General features: G+C 70.4%; 17 protein-coding genes. 7 read left to right on the forward strand and 10 right to left on the reverse strand.

The genetic code is table 11. The features are described 5' to 3' along the window. Nucleotides 1-132 precede the first annotated feature (132 nt). From ACFWY6_RS23545 to ACFWY6_RS23555, 3 genes are all read right to left on the reverse strand, one after another. Nucleotides 133-573 (reverse strand): pyridoxamine 5'-phosphate oxidase family protein, encoded by a 441-nt coding sequence (locus ACFWY6_RS23545; protein WP_266864326.1) that lies wholly within the window; start codon nucleotides 571-573, stop codon nucleotides 133-135. A 73-nt stretch (nucleotides 574-646) separates the two neighbouring features. Further along, nucleotides 647-1,591, reverse strand: a complete 945-nt coding sequence (locus ACFWY6_RS23550) for an NADP-dependent oxidoreductase (protein ID WP_384693627.1) — start codon at nucleotides 1,589-1,591, stop codon at nucleotides 647-649. 51 nt (nucleotides 1,592-1,642) lie between these two features. Beyond that, complete coding sequence (locus ACFWY6_RS23555; protein WP_323178597.1) at nucleotides 1,643-2,305, reverse strand: response regulator transcription factor; 663 nt, start codon at nucleotides 2,303-2,305, stop codon at nucleotides 1,643-1,645. A gap of 404 nt (nucleotides 2,306-2,709) precedes the next feature. On the opposite strand from ACFWY6_RS23555, the gene pdhA reads away from it, so the two are divergent. From pdhA to ACFWY6_RS23570, 3 genes are read left to right on the forward strand one after another with little or no spacing between them, the layout of a single operon-like run. Further along, nucleotides 2,710-3,888, forward strand: a complete 1,179-nt coding sequence (gene pdhA / locus ACFWY6_RS23560) for a pyruvate dehydrogenase (acetyl-transferring) E1 component subunit alpha (RefSeq protein WP_384693630.1) — start codon at nucleotides 2,710-2,712, stop codon at nucleotides 3,886-3,888. A 2-nt stretch (nucleotides 3,889-3,890) separates the two neighbouring features. Continuing rightward, nucleotides 3,891-4,871 carry an alpha-ketoacid dehydrogenase subunit beta gene (locus ACFWY6_RS23565; RefSeq protein WP_384693633.1) on the forward strand — a complete coding sequence of 327 codons (981 nt, stop codon included), beginning with the start codon at nucleotides 3,891-3,893 and terminating at the stop codon, nucleotides 4,869-4,871. Between the two features lie 11 nt (nucleotides 4,872-4,882). Further along, complete coding sequence (locus tag ACFWY6_RS23570; RefSeq protein ID WP_384693635.1) at nucleotides 4,883-6,382, forward strand: dihydrolipoamide acetyltransferase family protein; 1,500 nt, start codon at nucleotides 4,883-4,885, stop codon at nucleotides 6,380-6,382. Between the two features lie 43 nt (nucleotides 6,383-6,425). Here the strand turns inward: ACFWY6_RS23570 and ACFWY6_RS23575 are convergent, their stop codons facing one another. Next, nucleotides 6,426-7,316, reverse strand: coding sequence for a D-alanyl-D-alanine carboxypeptidase family protein (locus ACFWY6_RS23575; RefSeq protein WP_384693638.1), 891 nt, complete (start codon nucleotides 7,314-7,316; stop codon nucleotides 6,426-6,428). 156 nt (nucleotides 7,317-7,472) lie between these two features. Here ACFWY6_RS23575 and ACFWY6_RS23580 point away from each other — a divergent pair, with 156 nt between their 5' ends. After that, complete coding sequence (locus ACFWY6_RS23580) at nucleotides 7,473-8,156, forward strand: GntR family transcriptional regulator (RefSeq protein ID WP_384693641.1); 684 nt, start codon at nucleotides 7,473-7,475, stop codon at nucleotides 8,154-8,156. Between the two features lie 157 nt (nucleotides 8,157-8,313). After that, entirely contained in the window at nucleotides 8,314-9,621 is a 1,308-nt protein-coding gene (locus ACFWY6_RS23585; RefSeq protein WP_384693643.1) for a nitrate/nitrite transporter, read from the forward strand. Between the two features lie 63 nt (nucleotides 9,622-9,684). Here ACFWY6_RS23585 and ACFWY6_RS23590 read toward each other — a convergent pair whose 3' ends face one another. Continuing rightward, nucleotides 9,685-10,509 (reverse strand): maleylpyruvate isomerase family mycothiol-dependent enzyme, encoded by an 825-nt coding sequence (locus ACFWY6_RS23590; protein ID WP_384693645.1) that lies wholly within the window; start codon nucleotides 10,507-10,509, stop codon nucleotides 9,685-9,687. Nucleotides 10,510-10,679: 170 nt separating this feature from the next. On the opposite strand from ACFWY6_RS23590, the gene ACFWY6_RS23595 reads away from it, so the two are divergent. Continuing rightward, nucleotides 10,680-11,483 (forward strand): carbon-nitrogen family hydrolase, encoded by an 804-nt coding sequence (locus ACFWY6_RS23595; RefSeq protein ID WP_384693648.1) that lies wholly within the window; start codon nucleotides 10,680-10,682, stop codon nucleotides 11,481-11,483. A 103-nt stretch (nucleotides 11,484-11,586) separates the two neighbouring features. On the opposite strand, the gene ACFWY6_RS23600 is transcribed toward ACFWY6_RS23595, so the two are convergent. The 5 genes from ACFWY6_RS23600 to ACFWY6_RS23620 all read right to left on the reverse strand — a co-directional run bounded on the left by ACFWY6_RS23600 (nucleotide 11,587) and on the right by ACFWY6_RS23620 (nucleotide 19,805). Beyond that, a complete protein-coding gene (locus ACFWY6_RS23600) occupies nucleotides 11,587-12,084 on the reverse strand; it encodes an LURP-one-related/scramblase family protein (RefSeq protein WP_384693651.1) in 498 nt (165 codons plus the stop codon). Between the two features lie 100 nt (nucleotides 12,085-12,184). Beyond that, the gene (locus tag ACFWY6_RS23605) at nucleotides 12,185-12,877 is read right to left on the reverse strand and encodes a DUF4232 domain-containing protein (RefSeq protein WP_384693654.1); all 693 of its coding nucleotides are present in this window, start codon (nucleotides 12,875-12,877) and stop codon (nucleotides 12,185-12,187) included. Nucleotides 12,878-12,998: 121 nt separating this feature from the next. Further along, nucleotides 12,999-15,872: a BTAD domain-containing putative transcriptional regulator gene (locus tag ACFWY6_RS23610; protein ID WP_384693657.1), complete on the reverse strand. Its 2,874-nt coding sequence runs from the start codon at nucleotides 15,870-15,872 to the stop codon at nucleotides 12,999-13,001. A gap of 75 nt (nucleotides 15,873-15,947) precedes the next feature. Continuing rightward, on the reverse strand, nucleotides 15,948-17,303 hold the full coding sequence (locus tag ACFWY6_RS23615) for a M18 family aminopeptidase (RefSeq protein ID WP_384693660.1): 1,356 nt from the start codon (nucleotides 17,301-17,303) through the stop codon (nucleotides 15,948-15,950). 675 nt (nucleotides 17,304-17,978) lie between these two features. Next, complete coding sequence (locus ACFWY6_RS23620; protein ID WP_384693663.1) at nucleotides 17,979-19,805, reverse strand: acyl-CoA dehydrogenase; 1,827 nt, start codon at nucleotides 19,803-19,805, stop codon at nucleotides 17,979-17,981. A 145-nt stretch (nucleotides 19,806-19,950) separates the two neighbouring features. Here ACFWY6_RS23620 and ACFWY6_RS23625 point away from each other — a divergent pair, with 145 nt between their 5' ends. Then, nucleotides 19,951-20,436 carry an SseB family protein gene (locus ACFWY6_RS23625; protein WP_384693665.1) on the forward strand — a complete coding sequence of 162 codons (486 nt, stop codon included), beginning with the start codon at nucleotides 19,951-19,953 and terminating at the stop codon, nucleotides 20,434-20,436. Nucleotides 20,437-20,524: the final 88 nt, after the last annotated feature.

Raw genomic sequence — 20,524 nt, forward strand, 5'->3', positions numbered from 1 at the left:
CGGGGGGCCGCGCCCCCCGCGGGGTGGCCGGGCGTCCACAAATCCTCGGGGTTATAACCCCCCCCCCGGCGGGGGCCCCCCCCACACGCCCCCCCCCCCCCGGGCCCCGCGTTCTGCGCCTCTGGGGCCCGTCTACCGAAGGTGCTGAAGCCGGCGGTCCCGGCCGCCGTGCAGCGTGTGCACGGTGGCAAGCTGCGGCTCTATCCGGAGGTAGACCGGGTCGTAGAGATCGCCGTCCACGTAGTGCGGGCCCGGGCCGAACAGCTCCAGTTCGTCGTTGGTCGGCTCGATGACCTCGCAGACGCCGACGAACTGCACGGTCCACTGTGCCGTGCGGGCGCTCGCCGAGTTGAGATTGTCCGCTCCGTAGGCGACGACACTGCCGATGCAGGCCTGGTGGTAGCCGTACCCCTTGTGCATCCGCAGCAGGATGCGCCCGTCCACGACGATGTGGCGGGCCGCGGCGAGGAAGGGCAGCGCGCGCATGCTGGTCGCCACCCGGCCGTAGTCGGTGCGGCTGAGCAGTTCGTAGGCGAGCTGTTCGTCCTGTTCGTCCGGTTCGTCGGTGGGCATGGCATCCACCCTCGGGCACGGGGAGGTGCCAGGACAGAGGATCCCGCCCCTAGAGGATCGGGACGTAAGTCCTTCAGAGCACAAGCACCGTCTTGCCCCGCGCCCCGCCGCCCCGGGCCTTGGCGATCGCCCGTGGAGCCTTCTCCAGGGGCACCTCCGCCTCGATCGGGACCTCCAGGACGCCCTTGACGACCGCGGCGGCCAGGATGTCGAGCAGTTCCGAGCTGGCCCGCAGGTCGAAGTCGACGACCTCGACGCCGGGCGGCGACTGCGCGGGGTCGGCGGCGGAGCGGGTGGTGAGGGCGACACCGCCGGTCCGGACCAGGGCGGCGTTGGCGGCGAAGGACTCCGGGTCGCCGGAGACCAGGTCGACCATGGCGTCGATGCCCTGCGGGTACTCCTCGCGGACCGCGGCGGACAGGTCCCGCGACGTGGTGTCGATCGTGACGGCGGCGCCCAGGGCGGCCATCCGGTGCCGCTCGTCGCCGCGCACCGCAGCGAGGACACGGACCTCACGGCCCGCGGCGAGCTGGGTGAGCTGGGTGCCCACGCCGCCCGTCGCACCGATGACCAGGAGGCTCGCGCACTCGCGGACCCCCGCGGTCTGCAGGATCTGCGCCGCCGTCATCCCCGCGGTCGGCAGGACCGCCGCGCTCTCCAGGCTCAGGCCCGCCGGGACGCTGGAGATCACCGCGTCCTGCGGCATCGTCACGTATTCGGCGTAGCTGCCCGCGCCGATCGGCGGCCTGGACGCCTGGCCGAAGACGGCTTCGCCCACGTGGAAGCGCTCGGCGCCCGGCCCGACCGCGTCCACCCGGCCCGCGAAATCGACGCCCAGGACGAGCGGGAAGACGTGGGGCGCCTCGCCTTCGAGGAGGCCGTCGGCGGCCTGCCAGTCGTAGGGGTTCAGGCAGGCGAAGTCGACCCTGACGAGCACTTCTCCGGGGCCGGGGAACGGATCCGGCAGTTCCATCAGCTCAGGTTCGGCCTTGAACGCCTTGACCGCGACAGCTCGCATGGCGGATCACCCTCCTGGTGGAACAGCCCCCCTGCCGGTGCGCGGGTCCGTTCAGTGGTGCTTCTCCGCCTGCAGGCGCGCCACGTACGCGGCCGCCTGGGAGCGCCGCTCCATGCCCAGCTTCGAGAGCAGGCTGGAGACGTAATTCTTGATCGTCTTCTCGGCGAGGTGCAGTCGCTCGCCGATCGCGCGGTTGGTCATGCCCTCGCCGATCAGGTCGAGGATCTTCCGCTCCTGGTCGGTGAGGTTCGCGAGGCGGTCGTCGCCCTTGGGGTTGTTCCCGTCGCGAAGGCGTTCCAGGACGCGGGCCGTCGCCACCGGGTCGAGCAGGGACTTTCCGGCCGCCACATCACGTACGGCGGTGAGCAGTTCATTGCCGCGAATGGCCTTGAGTACATAGCCGGAAGCGCCGGCCATGATCGCGTCGAAGAGGGCCTCGTCATCGGCGAACGAGGTGAGCATCAGGCATTTGATGTCCTCGTTCTGCGAACGGATCTCGCGGCAGACCTCCACCCCGCTGCCGTCCGGAAGCCGTACGTCGAGAACGGCCACATCAGGGCGCGTGGCCGGGATCCTGACCAGGGCGTCGGCCGCCGTGCCCGCCTCGCCGACGACCTCGATATCGGACTCCACGGAGAGCAGCTCATGAACTCCACGCCGGACCACTTCGTGATCGTCGAGGAGGAATACCGTAATTTTTCCGTCTTCGCGCACGGTGTCAGTCTCACACACCATGCCTTTGTGCGCCCGGGTGGACGATCTCTACCCGTACCCCGTGAACCCTTCCCGTGCGCGGGGTGGCCGGGATAACGTGCCGGTGTTCCGGCCCCCTGCCAGGCTGTGATCAGTGCTGTGACCAGGAAGTGTTCCCGCCTTTCTCGATTTACTCGGAAATCCAAGCAGTCAGGTACTTGGAAATCCAAGCAAATTCGCAGGTCAGATGGGGTTTCACAGAATTGGGAAGCACTGGGTAACGTGCATTGTGCAGGGCGCTCGCCGGGGCACCTGTCACGCCTGTTCCCGGCCGAGTCGCACCCACCCCGTGCGCGGGCACGGAGCAGGCGAGCCGCACTGGCTTACCCGGTAATCCCGGGGGCCGGACCGACGGAGGAGCACACGTGACCGTGGAGAGCACCGCCGCGCGCACACCGCGCCGCAGCAGTACGAGCGGCGGGAAGCGCGCCAGCGCCAAGAAGGCCGCCCCGAAGAAGAGCACGGAGCCTCAGCTCGTACAGCTGCTGACTCCGGAGGGCAAGCGCGTCAAGAACGCCGAGTACGACGCGTACGTCGCCGACGTCACCGCCGACGACCTGCGCGGCCTGTACCGCGACATGGTCCTCACCCGCCGCTTCGACGCCGAGGCCACCTCCCTGCAGCGCCAGGGCGAGCTGGGCCTGTGGGCCTCGCTGCTCGGCCAGGAGGCCGCCCAGATCGGCTCGGGACGCGCTACCCGCGACGACGACTACGTCTTCCCGACCTACCGCGAGCACGGCGTCGCCTGGTGCCGCGGGGTCGACCCGACGAACCTGCTCGGCATGTTCCGCGGCGTGAACAACGGCGGCTGGGACCCGAACACCAACAACTTCCACCTGTACACGATCGTCATCGGCTCGCAGACCCTGCACGCCACCGGGTACGCCATGGGCGTGGCCAAGGACGGCGCGGACTCGGCCGTGATCGCGTACTTCGGGGACGGCGCCTCCAGCCAGGGAGACGTGGCCGAGGCGTTCACCTTCTCCGCGGTCTACAACGCGCCCGTCGTGTTCTTCTGCCAGAACAACCAGTGGGCGATCTCCGAGCCCACCGAGAAGCAGACCCGGGTGCCGCTCTACCAGCGCGCGCAGGGCTACGGCTTCCCCGGTGTGCGGGTCGACGGCAACGACGTGCTCGCCGTGCTCGCCGTCACCAAGTGGGCCCTGGAGCGGGCCCGCACGGGCGAGGGCCCGGCGCTGATCGAGGCGTTCACGTACCGCATGGGCGCGCACACCACCTCCGACGACCCCTCCAAGTACCGCAACGACGACGAGCGTGTGGCCTGGGAGGCGAAGGACCCGATCCTGCGCCTGAAGGCCTATCTCGAGTCCGAAGGTCACGCGGATGAGGGATTTTTCGCGGAACTCGAAGCGGAGAGCGAAGCGTTGGGAAAGCGAGTGCGAGAGGTGGTGCGGGCGATGCCGGATCCGGATCTGATGGCGATCTTCGAGAACGCGTATGCGGACGGGCATGCGCTCGTCGACGAGGAGCGCGCCCAGTTCGCCGCGTACCAGGCGTCGTTCGCTGAAGGCGAGGCCAAGTAACCATGGGCGTACAGAAACTTCCCCTTGCCAAGGCGATCAACGAATCGCTGCGCACGGCGCTCGAGAACGACCCCAAGGTCCTCATCATGGGTGAGGACGTCGGCAAGCTCGGCGGCGTCTTCCGGGTGACGGACGGGCTGCAGAAGGACTTCGGCGAGGACCGGGTCATCGACACCCCGCTCGCCGAGTCCGGCATCGTGGGTACGGCGATCGGGCTCGCCCTGCGGGGCTACCGCCCGGTGGTGGAGATCCAGTTCGACGGCTTCGTCTTCCCCGCGTACGACCAGATCGTCACGCAGCTCGCGAAGATGCACGCCCGCGCGCTCGGCAAGATCAAGATGCCGGTCGTCATCCGCATTCCGTACGGCGGCGGCATCGGCGCGGTCGAGCACCACAGCGAGTCGCCCGAGGCGCTGTTCGCGCACGTGGCGGGGCTCAAGGTCGTCTCGCCTTCCAACTCGTCGGACGCCTACTGGATGATGCAGCAGGCCATCCAGAGCAACGACCCGGTGATCTTCTTCGAGCCGAAGCGGCGTTACTGGGACAAGGGCGAGGTCGACAAGGACGCGATTCCGGGTCCGCTGCACAAGGCCCAGGTCGTCCGCGAGGGCACCGACCTCACGCTCGCCGCGTACGGCCCGATGGTGAAGGTCTGTCTGGAGGCCGCCGCGGCCGCCGCCGAGGAGGGCAAGTCCCTGGAGGTCGTGGACCTGCGCTCCATGTCCCCGATCGACTTCGACACGGTGCAGTCCTCGGTGGAGAAGACCCGCCGCCTCGTCGTCGTGCACGAGGCCCCGGTGTTCCTCGGTACGGGCGCGGAGATCGCGGCGCGCATCACCGAGCGGTGCTTCTACCACCTGGAGGCCCCGGTGCTCCGGGTCGGCGGCTATCACGCCCCGTACCCGCCGGCCCGCCTCGAAGAGGAGTACCTGCCGGGCCTTGACCGGGTGCTCGACACCGTCGACCGCTCGCTGGCGTACTGAGGGAGAGGGTCGTGACGACGATGACAGACACCGCTCTTGCCGAGTTCAAGATGCCCGACGTGGGCGAGGGACTCACCGAGGCCGAGATCCTCAAGTGGTACGTGGCGCCGGGCGACACCGTCACCGACGGCCAGGTCGTGTGCGAGGTGGAGACCGCCAAGGCCGCCGTCGAACTGCCGATTCCGTTCAACGGCGTCGTGGGGGAGCTGCGCTTTCCCGAGGGCACGACGGTCGACGTCGGCCAGGTGATCATCACGGTCGACGTGTCGGGCGGGGCGGCCCCCGCGGCGCCCGCAGCTGCCGCGGCGCCCGCCGAGCCGGTCGCCGCCCCCGCCGAGGCACCCGCTGCCGCCGATGAGCCGGCCTCCGAGGGGCGCCAGCCCGTGCTCGTCGGGTACGGCGTCGCCGCGTCCTCGACGAAGCGGCGCGCGCGCAAGGCCGTGCCGGAGCAGGCCGAGCAGCCGCCGGCCGGTACGTACTACGCGGCGTCCGTACAGGCCGAGTTGAACGGCACCAGCACGTCGGCGCTCGCTTCCGCGCCTTCGCCTGCGCCTGTGGCTTCGCCCGCGGGCGAGCGGCCGCTGGCCAAGCCGCCGGTGCGCAAGCTCGCCAAGGATCTGGGTGTCGACCTGGCGGCGGTCACACCGTCGGGTCCGGACGGGATCATCACGCGTGAGGACGTGCACGCGGCGGTGGCAGCGGTCGCCCCCGCGCCCGCAGCCCCCGTGCCCGCGGCCGCGCCCCGGCCGGCGGTGACCACCGAGGCCCTGGCTCCCGCCCCCGCCCCGGCAGCCGCCGTGAGCCCCGACGCCCGCGAGACCCGCATCCCCGTCAAGGGAGTCCGCAAGGCCACCGCCCAGGCGATGGTCGGTTCGGCCTTCACGGCGCCGCACGTCACGGAGTTCGTGACGGTGGACGTGACGCGGACGATGAAGCTCGTCGAGGAGCTCAAGCAGGACAAGGCCTTCGTGGGCCTGCGGGTGAACCCGCTGCTGCTCATCTCCAAGGCCCTGCTCGTGGCGATCCGGCGCAACCCGGACGTCAACGCGGCCTGGGACGAGGCGAATCAGGAGATCGTCCAGAAGCACTATGTGAACCTGGGCATCGCCGCCGCGACGCCGCGCGGCCTGCTCGTCCCGAACATCAAGGACGCGCACGCCAAGACGCTGCCCGAACTGGCCGAGTCCCTCGGTGAGTTGGTCGCCACGGCCAGGGACGGCAAGACGTCCCCGGCCGCGATGCAGGGCGGCACGGTCACGATCACGAACGTCGGCGTCTTCGGCGTCGACACGGGCACGCCGATCCTGAACCCGGGCGAGTCCGCGATCCTCGCGGTCGGCACGATCAAGCTCCAGCCGTGGGTCCACAAGGGCAAGGTCAAGCCGCGCCAGGTGACGACCCTTGCGCTCTCCTTCGACCACCGTCTGGTCGACGGCGAGCTCGGCTCCAAGGTGCTCGCCGATGTGGCGGCGATCCTGGAGCAGCCCAAGCGGCTCATCACCTGGGCGTAGCGGCCCAGCAGCACGCGTACCGAGAAGCTTGTTTCGCGAAGGGCTACCTCTTGAAGCCGTAGTCCATCAGCTTCTTCGCGTCCGTCGTGCGGTTGGCCGCGGAGGTGGACGTGAGGACCGTGCCGATGACCGTCTTGCCGTTACGGGTCGCGGCGAAGACCAGGCAGTACTTGGCCTGCGGGCCCGAGCCGGTCTTCACGCCGATCGTGCCGCTGTAGCTGCCGAGCAGGTTGTTCGTGTTCGACCACGACATGTAGCGGTAGCCACCGGTCTTCGTCGTGACCTTCTGCTTCGTCGACTTGGTCTTCACGACCGTACGGAACGTGGAGCTCTTCATCGCGCTGCTCGCGAGCTTCGTCAGATCGCGGGGCGTGGAGTAGTTGCCCGCGCCGCCGATGCCGTCGAACGAGTCGAAGTGGGTGTTCGTCAGGCCGAGGGTCTTGGCCTGCGCGTTCATCTTGCCGATGAACGACTTCACGCGGGCCGCGCGGGTGGAGCCCTTGCCGAACTTGTCGGCGAGCGCGTACGCGGCGTCGCAGCCGGACGGCAGCATCAGGCCGTACAGGAGCTGGCGGACGGTGACCTTGTCGCCGACGATCAGCCGGGCGGACGAGGCGGTGTTCTTGACGATGTAGTCGCTGTAGGCCTTCTGGATCGTGACCTTGGAGTCGAGGTTGAGGTTCGACTGCGCAAGCACCACCTTGGCGGTCATGATCTTGGTGGTGGAGCCGGTGGACCGGCGGGTGTCGGCGGCCTTGGTGAAGAGGGTCTTGCCCGTGCCGTTGTTCATCACATAGCCGCCCTTGGCGACGATGGACGGCTTCGGGGGTGCGGCCGCGTGGGCCGGCGTGGTGAGGGCGCCGCCCGCGAGCACCGCTCCCGCGGTGACGATGACGGCCGATGCGCGTCGAATGCCCTTAATGGGGGTGTTCAAGTTCTATGCTCCAAATGCCCCTGGAATGCGGCCACATGAGGGTGCCGCTAGATGGTACGACTCGCAACGGGGGCAGAAGGATGCGCCCCGTGAGGGTGATGTCCGCATCGTGAAATGGACGAGGCGATGCGTACGTGTTGTATCTATGCTGTGCGCATGCCTGCCGCCCCAGCCGTCCCCGCCGCCTCCGCGACCCCCGCCGTCAAACCGCCGCCCGCCGCCGAGCGCGTCTACGCGCATGTGAAGCAGGGCGTACTGGACCGCCGCTACGAAGGCGGCACGCTGCTCACCGAGGGCGAGCTCGCCGAGGCCGTGGGGGTGTCCCGCACCCCGGTGCGGGAGGCCCTCCTGAAGCTGGAGGTCGAGGGGCTGCTCCGGCTCTACCCCAAGAAGGGGGCGCTGGTCCTGCCGGTCTCCGCGCAGGAGATCGCCGATGTCGTCGAGACGCGGCTGCTCGTGGAGACGCACTCGGTCCGCAAGGCCGTGCCGGCTCCTGCGGGGCTTATCGGCCGCCTTGAAGAGCTGCTGCGGCAGCAGCGGGAGCAGGCCGCCGCCGGGGATCTTTCCGCTGCCGCTGTGACCGACCGGTGCTTTCATGCCGAGATCGTGCGGAGCGGGGGCAACGAGATTCTGGCGCGGCTGTACGACCAGCTTCGTGACCGGCAGCTGCGGATGGGGGTTGCCGTGATGCACTCCCATCCCGACCGGATCGCGAAGACGCTGGCCGAGCATGAGGAGATTCTGGACGCCTTGCGGGCCGCGGACGCGGAAGCCGCGGAGGCGGTGATCACCCGGCACGTCGGGTGGTTCCAGAACCTTGCGCGGGGCGAGGTTCGATGAGGAGGCTCTTTGAGGGGGCGCCGTCCGCCGTCGTCGGGATTTCGTCTGCCGCTTCGCGGCATCTTTCCCGCCCACCCACCCGTTACCCCGCGGCTGATGAGGGTGGGCAGGGCAGGCGTTGCTCCGCGCCGGTGCAAGGGGACCGGAGGTGGTCTCGGTGAGTGCTGCCTCCGCTCCCGTTTCCCTTCCCGGTGACCCGCCCGGCGGCAAGCGCGCCGTGCTCGTCTGGTCGATCGGCGTCTCCGTCTACTTCGTCGCCGTCATCTTCCGGACCTCCCTCGGCGTCGCCGGGCTCGACGCCGCCGACCGCTTCCACGTCAACGCGTCCGCGCTCTCGACCTTCTCGATCCTCCAACTGCTCGTGTACGCGGGCATGCAGATACCCGTCGGCCTGATGGTCGACCGGCTCGGCACCAAGAAGGTGCTGACCATCGGGGTCGTGCTGTTCACGCTCGGGCAGCTCGGCTTCGCGCTCTCCCCTTCGTACGCGATGGCCCTCGCGTCCCGCGCCCTGCTCGGCTGCGGCGACGCGCTGACGTTCATCAGCGTCCTGCGGCTCGGCACCCGCTGGTTCCCGGCCCGGCGCGGCCCGCTGGTCGCGCAGCTCGCGGGGCTCGTCGGCATGGCGGGCAACCTCGTCTCGACCCTTGTCCTCGCCCGGCTGCTGCACTCCGTCGGCTGGACCGCGGCCTTCGCCGGCAGCGCGCTCTGCGGCGTCGTCGTCCTCGTACTGATGACGCTGTTCCTCAAGGACCACCCCGAGGGCCACGAGCCGGCGCCCGTGCGGCACACCGGTGGCGCCTTCGTGCGCAAGCAGATCGCCCTGAGCTGGCGCGAGCCCGGCACCCGGCTCGGCCTGTGGGTGCACTTCACCACGCAGTTCCCGGCGATGGTGTTCCTGCTTCTGTGGGGGCTGCCGTTCCTCGTCGAGGCGCAGGGGCTCTCGCGCGGTTCGGCCGGGACGCTGCTCACCCTCGTCGTGCTGTCCAACATGGTGATCGGCCTGGTCTACGGCCAGATCGTCGCCCGGCACCACGCGGCCCGTACGCCGCTGGCCATCGGTACGGTCACGGCGACCGCCGTCATGTGGGCGGTCACGATCCACTACCCCGGCGACCACGCCCCGATGGGGCTGCTCGTCGCGCTCTGCACCGTGCTCGGCGCCTGCGGCCCCGCGTCCATGATCGGCTTCGACTTCGCGCGGCCCGCGAATCCGCCGGAGCGGCAGGGCACGGCGTCCGGCATCGTGAACATGGGCGGCTTCGTCGCCTCCATGACCACGCTGCTGGCCATCGGCGTCCTGCTTGACGCGACCGGTGACAACTACCGGATCGCCTTCTCGGCGGTCTTCGTCCTCGAGGCGATCGGCCTGAGCCAGATCCTGCGGCTGCGGACGCGTGCCGTGCGCAGGGAGCGGGAACGGCTCGTGGCCAGCAGGGTCGAGGCGGTACACGTCCCCGTCTGACCGTCACGCACATCGCCAGCCGCTCCCGCCCGGTACTGCCTCGCGGGAGCGGCATGCGTCCGGCTACGGCGTGACCGCGAACTCCCGCAGGATCGCCTCGCCGAGGCCGTGGTCGCCCTCGATCTTGATGCGGTCGGCCACCGAGGCGTACGAGATACGGCCGCACGCCAGACGGAAGTACGTCTCCCAGTCCAGGCTCAGCGTCGCGAGCGGGCCGAGCGAGGGGGCGCTGTCGACCGTGGCGCGGCCTTCGGCGTCGACGCGGACCGTGCGCAGGAACTCGACGGCACCGCTCACATCGAAGACGACCGCCGAATTCGCGGGCGCGCCCGCCTTCTTGGCGACGACCTTCGGCAGCCCGTGCAGCAGCAGGTCGCGGGCGACGAGAGCGCCGGGCGAGTCCAGGTTGCCGGGCTTCTTCAGCGTCGTACGCAGATCCTGCTCATGCACCCAGACGTCGAACGCGCGCATCCGCGTGGCCAGTTCGAGGGTCTGCTCGCTGCCGAGCGGACCGCGGATCTTCGTGTCCGGTTCGCGCGACTCGTTCCGCAGCTGCCGCGAGCGGCGGATGATCGTGTACTCGAGCTCGGAGGTCATCTCGGGCGCGGTGTGGTGGCGCCGCACGTCGACCTGCATCTCCATGTACCGCTGGCCCTCGGTCTGTACGTGGTACAGGTCGCGGGGCAGCGTGTGGATGGGGCGCGGGTCGCCCAGCATCTCGCAGTCGAGGCCTATGACATGCGAGACGATGTCCCGCACCGACCAGCCGGGGCAGGGCGTGGCCCAGTTCCACTCCCCCTCGGCGAGCGGCGACACCAGCTCGGATATCGCCGTGACGGAATGGGTCCAGGCGTCGGCGTAGTTTTGCAGGCTGGGATGGAGACTCACGGGACCCCTCGACGGTCGTACGCGGGCGGTGGGTGTCTGAGACGCGTTTGTGGGGGTCCGGGGGCCGCCCCCGGAAAGTCACAGTACGCTGCCCACAGGCACCCCGGCAGTGCTTTCGTGTGACGATCGTAGGCCTGCATAGACGGCTCGAATGCCAGGACGGTGGTAGTGTGCGCGCCTCCCTCATCCAGATCGCCGTAGACGAGGACGAACCGGTCAATTCCCGCCGGTCGCGCGTCGCTTCACTGGTACGTGAGGTGAGTGCGCGGGAGGGATCAGATCTCGTCGTTCTTCCCGAGCTGTGGACGACCGGCGCTTTCGCGTACGAGTCGTTCGCCACTGAGGCGGAGCCGCTGGAGGGGCCTACCTACGAGGCGATGGCCAAGGCGGCGAGTGACGCGGGAGTGTGGCTGCACGCCGGGTCCATTCCGGAGCGGGACCCTGAAGGGCCGCTCTACAACACCTCTCTGGTGTTCTCCCCTGACGGTGAACTCGCCGCCGCCTACCGGAAGATCCACCGGTTCGGCTTCGACAAGGGGGAGGCCGTCATGATGGCGGCGGGGGCGGAGCTGGCCACTGTGCGGCTTCCGTCGACCACCTTGGGGCTCGCCACCTGCTACGACCTGCGCTTTCCTGAGCTGTTTCGGGGGCTTGTGGATGCGGGGGCCGAGATGTTCGTGGTGCCGGCGGGGTGGCCTGCCAAGCGGCGGGAGCACTGGTTGTTGTTCGCGCGGGCTCGGGCTGTCGAGGATCAGGTGTACGTCCTTGCCTGTGGCACCGGGGGGACACATGCCGGTGTTCCGCAGGCGGGGCACAGTGTCGTCGTCGATCCGTGGGGTGAGGTGCTCTGCGAGGCGGGGGACGGTGAGGAGGTCCTCACCGTGGACCTGGACCCCTTGAAGGTGGGGGTTACCCGGGAGCAGTTCCCTGCGCTGAAGGATCGGTTGCTCGGCGTGGACGCACCGCGGCGCTGAGGTCTCCGCGGGGTGGGCGCCCTGTTGATCGGTGCCCCGCGGCTTCGGGCTGTGCCCACCCGTTCCGCCGTGCGGAACGCCTGCCCACAGCGGGAGCGGACGGTTAATCCTCGTCGCTGCGTTCTTTCTCTGCCAGGCGGATCACGCAGACCGTGACCGCCAGGAGCAGGGCCGGGTCCGCGTCCTCGCGTACGACGTGGAGGCCATACGTGTCGCGGACGCGGAACCAGCGGCGGGAGATGTCGGCCAGGAGTTCGCCGTCGTACTCGATGGCGAACTCGCGGTCGAGGATCTTGCCGCTGACGTCGAGTTCCGTGCCGTCGACAAGCTCCACGCGGTAGTGGTTGCGCAGGAGTGAGAGGCGTTTGCGCTTGACCCTGGCCAGCTGCTCGCCATCCCGTTCGATGACCATCGTGTCGCGCAGGGCCAGCATCTTGGCGCGGATGTCGATGAGGACGCGGCCCTGCATGTCCTTCAGCTCGAAGGTCTCGCGCAGCCGCATCGCCTTGCCGTCGACGAGGAAGACCTTGCGGCCCTGGTCGTCCTCGATCCAGTAGTCGTCGCCGATGCCGAACAGCCTGTCGCGTACGAGAAGTCTCATGGCGCCATGACTACCCCGCGGCGGGAACGACACAGCCGGCCCGTGCCACTTGGGGGAAGTGAGGACACGGACCGGCTGTGGGTCATGGGGGAGGCCGCCGTCAGGCCAGGGCGTCCTCGGAGGTGCTCTGCCAGTACGTGACCTGCGAGGAGCTGTCCAGGAGCAGGCCCGCGGGGCCGGGGGAGCCGACCGAGGCGTGGCCGTCCGTGCCCTTGCCGTCCTTCGTGGCGAGCGTGACGTCGAACGTCTTGGTGCGGTGCGTGTCGCCGGACTCCTTGGCCGCGAGGCCGATCGCGGCGTAGGCGGACTGGTTCGGCTCGACGCCGACGACGGACTGCGGCCGGGTGTCCTCGGCCACCGGGAGGTTCTTGCCGGCCGTCGGGTCGCTGATGAACGGGGCGCCGAAGACCGAGCAGCGCTTGTCGCCCTTGTTGGTGATCTTGAGCAGGACGACGGGCGCGGAGCCGCCGGTCTCCTGCATGACGATCTTCGAGGTGGCCAGTGTGCAGTCGTCGGCACCTGCCGGAGCGGCCTCGCTGCCGCCGGACGAACCGCCGACCGTGCCTCCGGACGTGTTCTTCGCGGAGTCGGAGGAGCCGGAGGAGTCGGAGGTGTCGGAGGAGCCGGAGGAGTCGGAGGTGCCGACCTCTGAGGAGGACCCGGATGCCTTGCCGTCGTCGCCGTCACCGTCGCCGTCACCGTCGCCGTCGCTGTTGCAGGCGGTGAGCGAGATCGACAGGGCGGCGACCGCCGCGAGGGCGACGGCAGTGTTCTTGCGGGCCTTGCTGCGCATGGTGGTGACTCCCCCGTGTGACGGTCGGTTCGGGCCTGTGAGAAGGAGCCTGCCGCCCACCGCTGCCGTCCCGCTAACACCTGGCTAACGTTCCGTACACCCAGGTCAGAGAGGGGCGAGGTCACATGGAGGAGTCCGGGATGGAGCGCCGCAGCTCCTCGGCGCGGCGCCGGTAGTCCGCTCCGCGCTCGGGCCCGTCGAGTACGGATGCCACCTCGCCGAGCTGGGTGAGCGCCCCCGCGGTGCGCGCCGGAAGGTCTTCCTCCTCCGTCACCGTGAGTGCGGTCAGGAGGGCGGCGCGCGCCTCGTGGTGCAGCCCGGCGCGGTGCAGGGCGATGCCGTACGACTCCCAGATCAGCGGCCGCCAGCCGGCGGTCTCGTCCGGCGGCACCGATGCGAGCGCGCGGGCCGCGTGCTCGGCGGCGGCCGCCTGGTCGCCGCCGGCGAGGGCGAGCTGCGCGGCGTGGTGGTGCTCAAGGAGCGCCGCCGTGGAGTGGCCGCTCTCGCGCGCCGTGCGGACGGCCTCCTCCTGCGCGCGCAGGGCGCCTTCCGGGTCGTCGAGGTGGATGCGGGCGATGCCGATGAGTACGAGGACCTGGGCGGCGATCTCGGGAAGTCCCGCGCGGTGCAGCGGATCCAGGGAGCGCTCCAGGTGCCCCAGGGCCGCCTCGTGGTGCCCGGTCTCGACGAGCAGCACGCCCAGGGTGGAGTGCAGCCGCCCGACGCCCTCGTCGCTGCCGGCCCGCCCTGCCGCCTCCAGGGCGCGCTCCAGCGGGGCCCGCCAGCCGAGGTGGGGGCGCCACAGGACCGTGGGCCAGATCAGTACCGCGAGCCGCCAGGCGCGGTCGTCGTCGCCGAGTCCCGCGGCGGCGGCGCTCGCCGCGAGCAGCCCGTCCTGCTCGGCGGCGAACCAGCCGCGGGCTGTGTCCCGGTCGGCGAACGCGCGGACCGGTCCCGGCAGGCAGCCGGCGGGCAGTGCGCAGTCGCGGTAGCCGGTGGTGTCGATGGCGTGGACCGCGGCGTCCAGGGAGCGCAGCCAGTGGTCCACCAGGCGCAGGTCGGCGTCGGCGGGGCCGTCCAGGCTGCGGGCGTAGAGCCGTACGAGATCGTGCAGGACGTACCGCCCCGGCGACTCCTCCTGGATCAGATGCGCGGCGGCGAGCCGGTCGAGCCCTTCGTGCGCGCCCGGGACATCCGTACCCGCCACGGCGGCCGCCGCGTACGCGTCCACGTCACGGGTGAACGCGCGGGCCAGCGACGCGAGCAGCCAGGCGTCGCCGTCCGGCAGCCGGTCGACCGAGGTGCGCAGGGCGGCGGCGACACCGGTGTCCTCGGCGGAGAGCAGCGCCAACCGCCGCTGGCCGTCGGCGAGTTCGGCGGCGAGATCGGCCACGGACCACTGCGGGCGGCCGCTGAGCCTGGCGGCGGCGATGCGCAGGGCGAGCGGCAGACCGTCGCAGAGGCGGGCGACCTGGCGCACGGCGGCGGCGTCCGCGCCGCCGGTCCGCCCCAGGGCGCGGACGAACAGCTCGGCGGCGTCCCGCTCGCCGAGCACGCCCAGCGGGACGGGGCGCGCGAGATCCGAGGCGATGAGGCCGTCGAGGCGGTTGCGGCTGGTGACGACGGTGGTCACGTGGGGGGTGCCGGGCAACAGGGGGCGGATCTGGGCGGAGTCCCGTGCGTTGTCGAGTACGACGAGGAGGTGTCGCTCCGCGACGAGGGAGCGGTACAGGGCCGCGGCGGCCTCGATGCCGCCGGGGACGTCCTGGGGCTGTACGCCCAGGGCCAGGAGGAACTCCCGCAGGACGTACGAGGGTTGGGCGGCCTCGCCTCCGCTGAATCCCCGCAGGTCGGCGAAGAGGGTGCCCTGCGGGTGGCGCTCGGCCGCACGGTGCGCCCAGTGCAGGGCGAGGGCGGTCTTGCCCACTCCGGCGGGGCCGGTGAGGAGCGCGATGGGCCCCTCCGGGCTGTCGGCCACCGCGGCTTCGAGCGCCGCCAGTTGCTCCTCGCGGCCCACGAAGCTTCGAGGGGCCCGGGGGAGGAGGTTCTGGGCCCTCTGTTCACCGGCACCCTGCGGTGAAGGCTGTGCCCACCCGTTCCGCCCTGCGGAACGCCTGCCCACAGCAGGGGCGGGGTCGGTCTCGGCCGCGGCGGTCTTCTCGGGTTCAGGAGTCGCTGCGGGGTGAACGGGCGGATGGGTGGGAGGGCTTTTCTTCGGGGAGGCGCCCCGGCCGGAGGCACGCATCGCCGCCGCCAGCGTCGGATGGCTCCCCGTATCCGGCTCGCCGTCGAGGATCTCCGCGTAGGCCCGCCGCAGCGTCTTACCCGGGTCGACCCCCATCTCCTCGGCCAACCGCTCCCGCGTCCGGTGAAAGCACTCCAGCGCCTCGGACTGCCGCCCGCACCGCTGCAGCGCCCGCATCAACGCCGCCACCAGCGCCTCACGGAACGGATGCTGCACCGACTCCGTACGCAGCAGCGCCACCGCCTGGCCGTGCGCGCCGAGCCGCCCGTACGTCTCGGCGAGCTGCTCGACGGTCACGAGCCGGCTCTCCTCAAGGCCCCGCGCCGCGGCCAGCATCGGCCCCGTCGGCACGGTGCCGGTCAGCGCGGGACCGTTCCACAGCGCGAGCGCCTCCTGCAGCATCAGGGCCGCGTCTGCCGGGTCCCGCTGCTGCCCGGCGAGCTTGACGAGGTCCTCGAAGCGGCTGACGTCGAGCAGCGTCTCCGGGAACTGCAGGGCGTACGCACCGCCCTGCGTGGCGAGTTCGACGCCGTACGCATCGAGACCCGCTTCCACGAGGAGCGCCCGCAGCCGCGACACATGCCCCTGGATGACCGTGCGCGCGTGCATGGGGGGTTCGTCGTCCCACAGCGCGTCGGTCAGGGCGTCCACCGAGACCGGCGTGCCCGCCCGAAGCAGCAGAGCGGCGAGCAGGCTGCGGCGCTTGGCCGGGCCCAGGGGTACCGTTCCGCTGCCTCCGGCGACTGTCACCGGTCCCAGCAGCTGGAACTCCACCTGGCCTCAACCCCTGTGTCGTTGTGCGTGTTTCGAACACCCCCAGCGTACTCAGCCCTCCAAGAACGCCACCAACGCGTTGGCCAGCATGTGCGGATCGTCCGCCCCGCACAGCTCGCGCACGCTGTGCATGGACAGGATCGCCACACCGATGTCGACGGTCTTGATGCCGTGCCGGGCCGCGGTGATCGGGCCGATCGTCGTGCCGCAGGGCATCGAGTTGTTCGACACGAAGCTCTGGAAGGGCACGCCGGCCTTCTCGCACGCGGCGGCGAACACGGCGCGTCCGGAGCCGTCCGTCGCGTACCGGTTGTTGACGTTGACCTTGAGGATCGGGCCGCCGTTGGCGCGCGGGTGGTGCGTCGGGTCGTGCCGCTCCGCGTAGTTGGGGTGCACGGCGTGGCCGGTGTCGGAGGACAGACAGACGGTCCCGGCGAAGGCGCGGGCCCTGTCCTCGTACGAACCGCCGCGCGAGAACACGGACCGCTCGAGGACGCTGCCGAGCAGCGGGCCGTCCGCGCCGGTGTCCGACTGCGAGCCGTTCTCCTCGTGGTCGAAGGCGGCGAGTACGGGGATGTACGGGAGGGAGCCGGCTTCGTCGGCCGTCGACACGGCGGCGAGCGCGGCCGTGCAGGCGTGCACCGACAGGAGGTTGTCCATCCGGGGGCCCGCGATCAGGTCGCGGTCGCGGCCGAGGAAGGAGGGCGCCTCGACGGGGTGCGTCATCAGGTCCCAGCCGGATACGTCGCCGGGGGCGAGCCCCTCTTCCTCCGCGACGAAGCGGATCAGATCGCCGTCGGTCACGTCGTCGCCGAGGCCCCAGATGGGCTGCATGTGCTTCTGCTTGTCGAGCTTGAGGCCGTCGGCGACGACCCCGCGGTCCATGTGGATCGCCAGCTGCGGTACGCGGAGCAGGGCGCGGTCGATGTTCACGAGCCGGGTGCTGCCGTCGCGCAGGGAGAGGCGGCCCGCGAGGCCGAGGTCCCTGTCCAGCCAGGAGTTGAGCAGCGGTCCGCCGTAGATCTCGACCGCGACCTGGCGCCAGCCGTGGGCGCCGCTGTCCGGCCTCGGCTTCACCCGCAGGTTCGGGGAGTCGGTGTGGGCGCCGACGATACGGAAGGGGGTGTGCGGGGTCGCGCTCGCGGGGACGTACCAGGCGACGATGGCGCCGCCGCGCAGCACGTACTTCCCGCCGGTCGAACCGTCCCAGGCGTCGGTCTCCTCGACCTGGCGGAAGCCGGCCTTCTCCAGCCGCTCGGCGGCGGTGGCCACTGCGTGGTACGGGGAGGGGCTTGCCGCCAGGAAGGTCATGAGGTCTTCGGAGTGGCCGCGGTCGAAGACGAGAGGGGCGCGCGCGGCGGTCTTTGCAGGGGCGGCGGCGGGTGACGGGCGGGCGGGGGTGCTCATGGCTTCCAGCCTAGCTAGCGGGGCCGGGGCCTGCGGGCGGCCTTAAACGGGAGTTTCTGTACCCGGGGGCTTCGGTGCGGCCCTTCGCCTGCGGCGCCGTCTGGCTCTGCCCCGGCGCTTCGCGCCGGCTCTTCCCCGCCCACCCGGTCACCCGGATCTGCAGGGTGAACGGGTGGGTGGGTGGGGTAATCCGGCGCGCAGCGCCGGCGAGGAGGGAGCGGGTCCGCAGACGAATGCGCCGACGCCGGGTGACAGTGCTGCCTGCGCGCGGGGTGATCGGGTGGGCGGGTGGGGTAATCGGCACGAAGTGCCGTGAAGGAAGGAGCGGATCCGCAGGGCGACAGTGCGGCCCGGCGAGGTGTCAGGCGCGGGGTAATCGGGTGGGCGGGCGGGAAAGAGTCGGCGCGCAGCGCCGGGATGGGTGGGGTAGCGGTGGGTACACCGCGGCCTCCCTCCCCGGAGGGGTGCCCGCCCCCGGAGGGAAAGCCTGCCGGGCAGGCAACGCACCGCGGCCCGCCCCCCCCCGGGAGGGGAAGGAGGGTAGCGGTGGGTACACCGCGGCCTCCCTCCCCGGAGGGGTGCCCGCCCCCCGGAGGGAAAGCCTGCCGGGCAGGCAACGCACCGCGGCCCGCCCCCCCCGGAGGGGAAGGCGGGCCGCAGGGGACGGGTGAGGGGCTAGAACGCAGCCTCGTCCAGTTCCATCAGGTCCAGGGAGACGCCCTCGGCGAGCTTCCGCTCCGAGGCGACCCCCGGCAGGACGTTCGTGGCGAAGAACTTGGCCGCGGCGATCTTGCCCTGGTAGAAGGCGACATCCTTCGCCGAAGCCGTCTCCAGCTTCTCCGCGGCCACCGCCGCACCCCGCAGCAGCAGGTAGCCGACGACCACGTCGCCCGAGGCCATCAGGAGGCGGGTCGTGTTGAGGCCCACCTTGTAGATGGACTTGACGTCCTGCTCCGTCGCCGCGAGGTCCGTCAGCATGACGCCGACGATGGCCTCCAGCTCGACCGCGGCCTTGGCCAGCTCCTCGCGGGCGCCGGCCAGCTCCTCGCCGCCCGTGCCGACCGCGAGGAACTTCTTGATCTCCTCGGCGAGGCCGTTCAGCGCGGCACCCTGGTTGCGGACGATCTTCCGGAAGAAGTAGTCCTGGCCCTGGATCGCCGTGGTGCCCTCGTAGAGGGTGTCGATCTTCGCGTCACGGATGTACTGCTCGATCGGGTACTCCTGGAGGTACCCCGAGCCGCCGAACGTCTGGAGCGACTGCGCCAGCTGCTCGTACGACTTCTCCGAGCCGTAGCCCTTCACGATCGGCAGCAGGAGGTCGTTCAGGGCGATCAGCGCCGACGCGTCCTCGCCCGCCGCCTCCTTGATCTGGATGTCGTCCTGGACCGCCGCGGTGTGCAGGACCAGCGCGCGCATGCCCTCCGCGTACGCCTTCTGCGTCATCAGCGAGCGGCGTACGTCCGGGTGGTGCGTGATGGTGACCTTGGGCGCCGTCTTGTCCATGAACTGGGCCAGGTCCGGACCCTGCACGCGCTCCTTGGCGTACTCCAGGGCGTTCAGGTAACCCGTCGACAGCGTCGCGATCGCCTTCGTGCCCACCATCATGCGGGCGAACTCGATGATCATGAACATCTGGCGGATGCCCTCGTGCTTGTCGCCGATCAGCCAGCCCTTGGCGGGGTGCTGGTCGCCGAACGTCATCTCGCACGTGTTGGACGCCTTGAGGCCCATCTTGTGCTCGACGTTCGTGGCGTACACGCCGTTGCGCTCGCCCAGCTCGCCGGTCTCCCAGTCGAACTCGTACTTCGGGACGAGGAAGAGCGACAGGCCCTTGGTGCCGGGGCCGTGGCCCTCGGGGCGCGCGAGGACGTAGTGGAGGATGTTCTCCGACATGTCGTGCTCACCGGACGTGATGAAGCGCTTCACGCCCTCGATGTGCCAGGAGCCGTCCTCCTGCAGCGTCGCCTTCGTGCGGCCCGCGCCGACGTCCGAACCGGCGTCCGGCTCGGTCAGGACCATCGTCGAGCCCCACTGCTTCTCGACGGCGATCGCGGCGATCTTCTTCTGCGCCTCGTTGCCCTCTTCGTGCAGGATGCCCGCGAACGCCGGACCGGAGGAGTACATCCACACCGCCGGGTTGGCGCCGAGCAGCAGCTCCGCGTACGCCCAGATCAGCGAGCGCGGCGAGGTCGTGCCGCCGATCTCCTCGGGCAGGCCGAGGCGCCAGTACTCGGAGTCCATGAAGGCCTGGTAGCTCTTCTTGAAGGACTCCGGGACCGGTGCGGTGTTGGTCTCCGGGTCGAAGACCGGAGGGTTGCGGTCGGCGTCCGCGAAGGACTCGGCCAGCTCGTTCTCGGCGAGCCTGCGCAGCTCGTCGAGGATGCTCTTGGCGGTGTCGACGTCCATCTCCGCGAACGGGCCGGTGCCGTACAGCTTGTCGCGGCCGAGCACCTCGAAGAGGTTGAACTCGATGTCGCGGAGATTCGACTTGTAGTGCCCCATGGCGACGGCTCCGTAAGCAGAAAAGGGATCAACAGGATCAGTACCAGCAAGTAGCTACGATGATGCTACCCGTCGGTAATAAGAAGCAACCCCTCATGGGTCATCTGTGACTCAGTACTCGCGCGGGCTCAGTACTCTTGCGGTCATGTACGGCTACGACCAGAGCCCTGGCGCCCAGCAGCAGTACGCCCCGCCGGGGGCCCAGCCGCCGCCGCAGATGCCCGGCGGTGCGGGCGGGTATGCGCAGCAGCCCCCGCTCTACCCCGAGCCGTCGCCCCCGTCCCTCGCGGACGCGGTGCGTGCCTTCACCACGGGCTCGATGTCCGCGGAGGACTTCCAGCAGGCCTTCGCGACGTCCAAGGTCTACTGCCCGCGCGGCGACAACCCCGGCTTCCTCGCCCTGCACAACACCCAGCAGCCGGTGATCCCGATGTTCACCTCGCTCAAGGAGCTGCGGCGGTACGCGGGCAAGGAGTCCAAGTACTTCGTGATCACGGGCGCGGAGGTCATCGATCTCCTGCCGACGGGGTACGGCTTCGTGCTCGACATGGAGGGCGAGCACCGCATGGTCTTCGACGCGAAGGCCGTCGAGCAGATGGTCGACTTCGCGATGCGCCGCATGTATGGCTAGCCGCCTCCTTCACTGACACCGCCCTGACGCCCGGAGGGAATGCCCTCCGGGCGTCTCGCGTTCCCAGTGGCAAGAAGTTCTACGTTCA

The organism is Streptomyces sp. NPDC059037 (genome assembly GCF_042740015.1).
Taxonomy (GTDB): domain Bacteria; phylum Actinomycetota; class Actinomycetes; order Streptomycetales; family Streptomycetaceae; genus Streptomyces.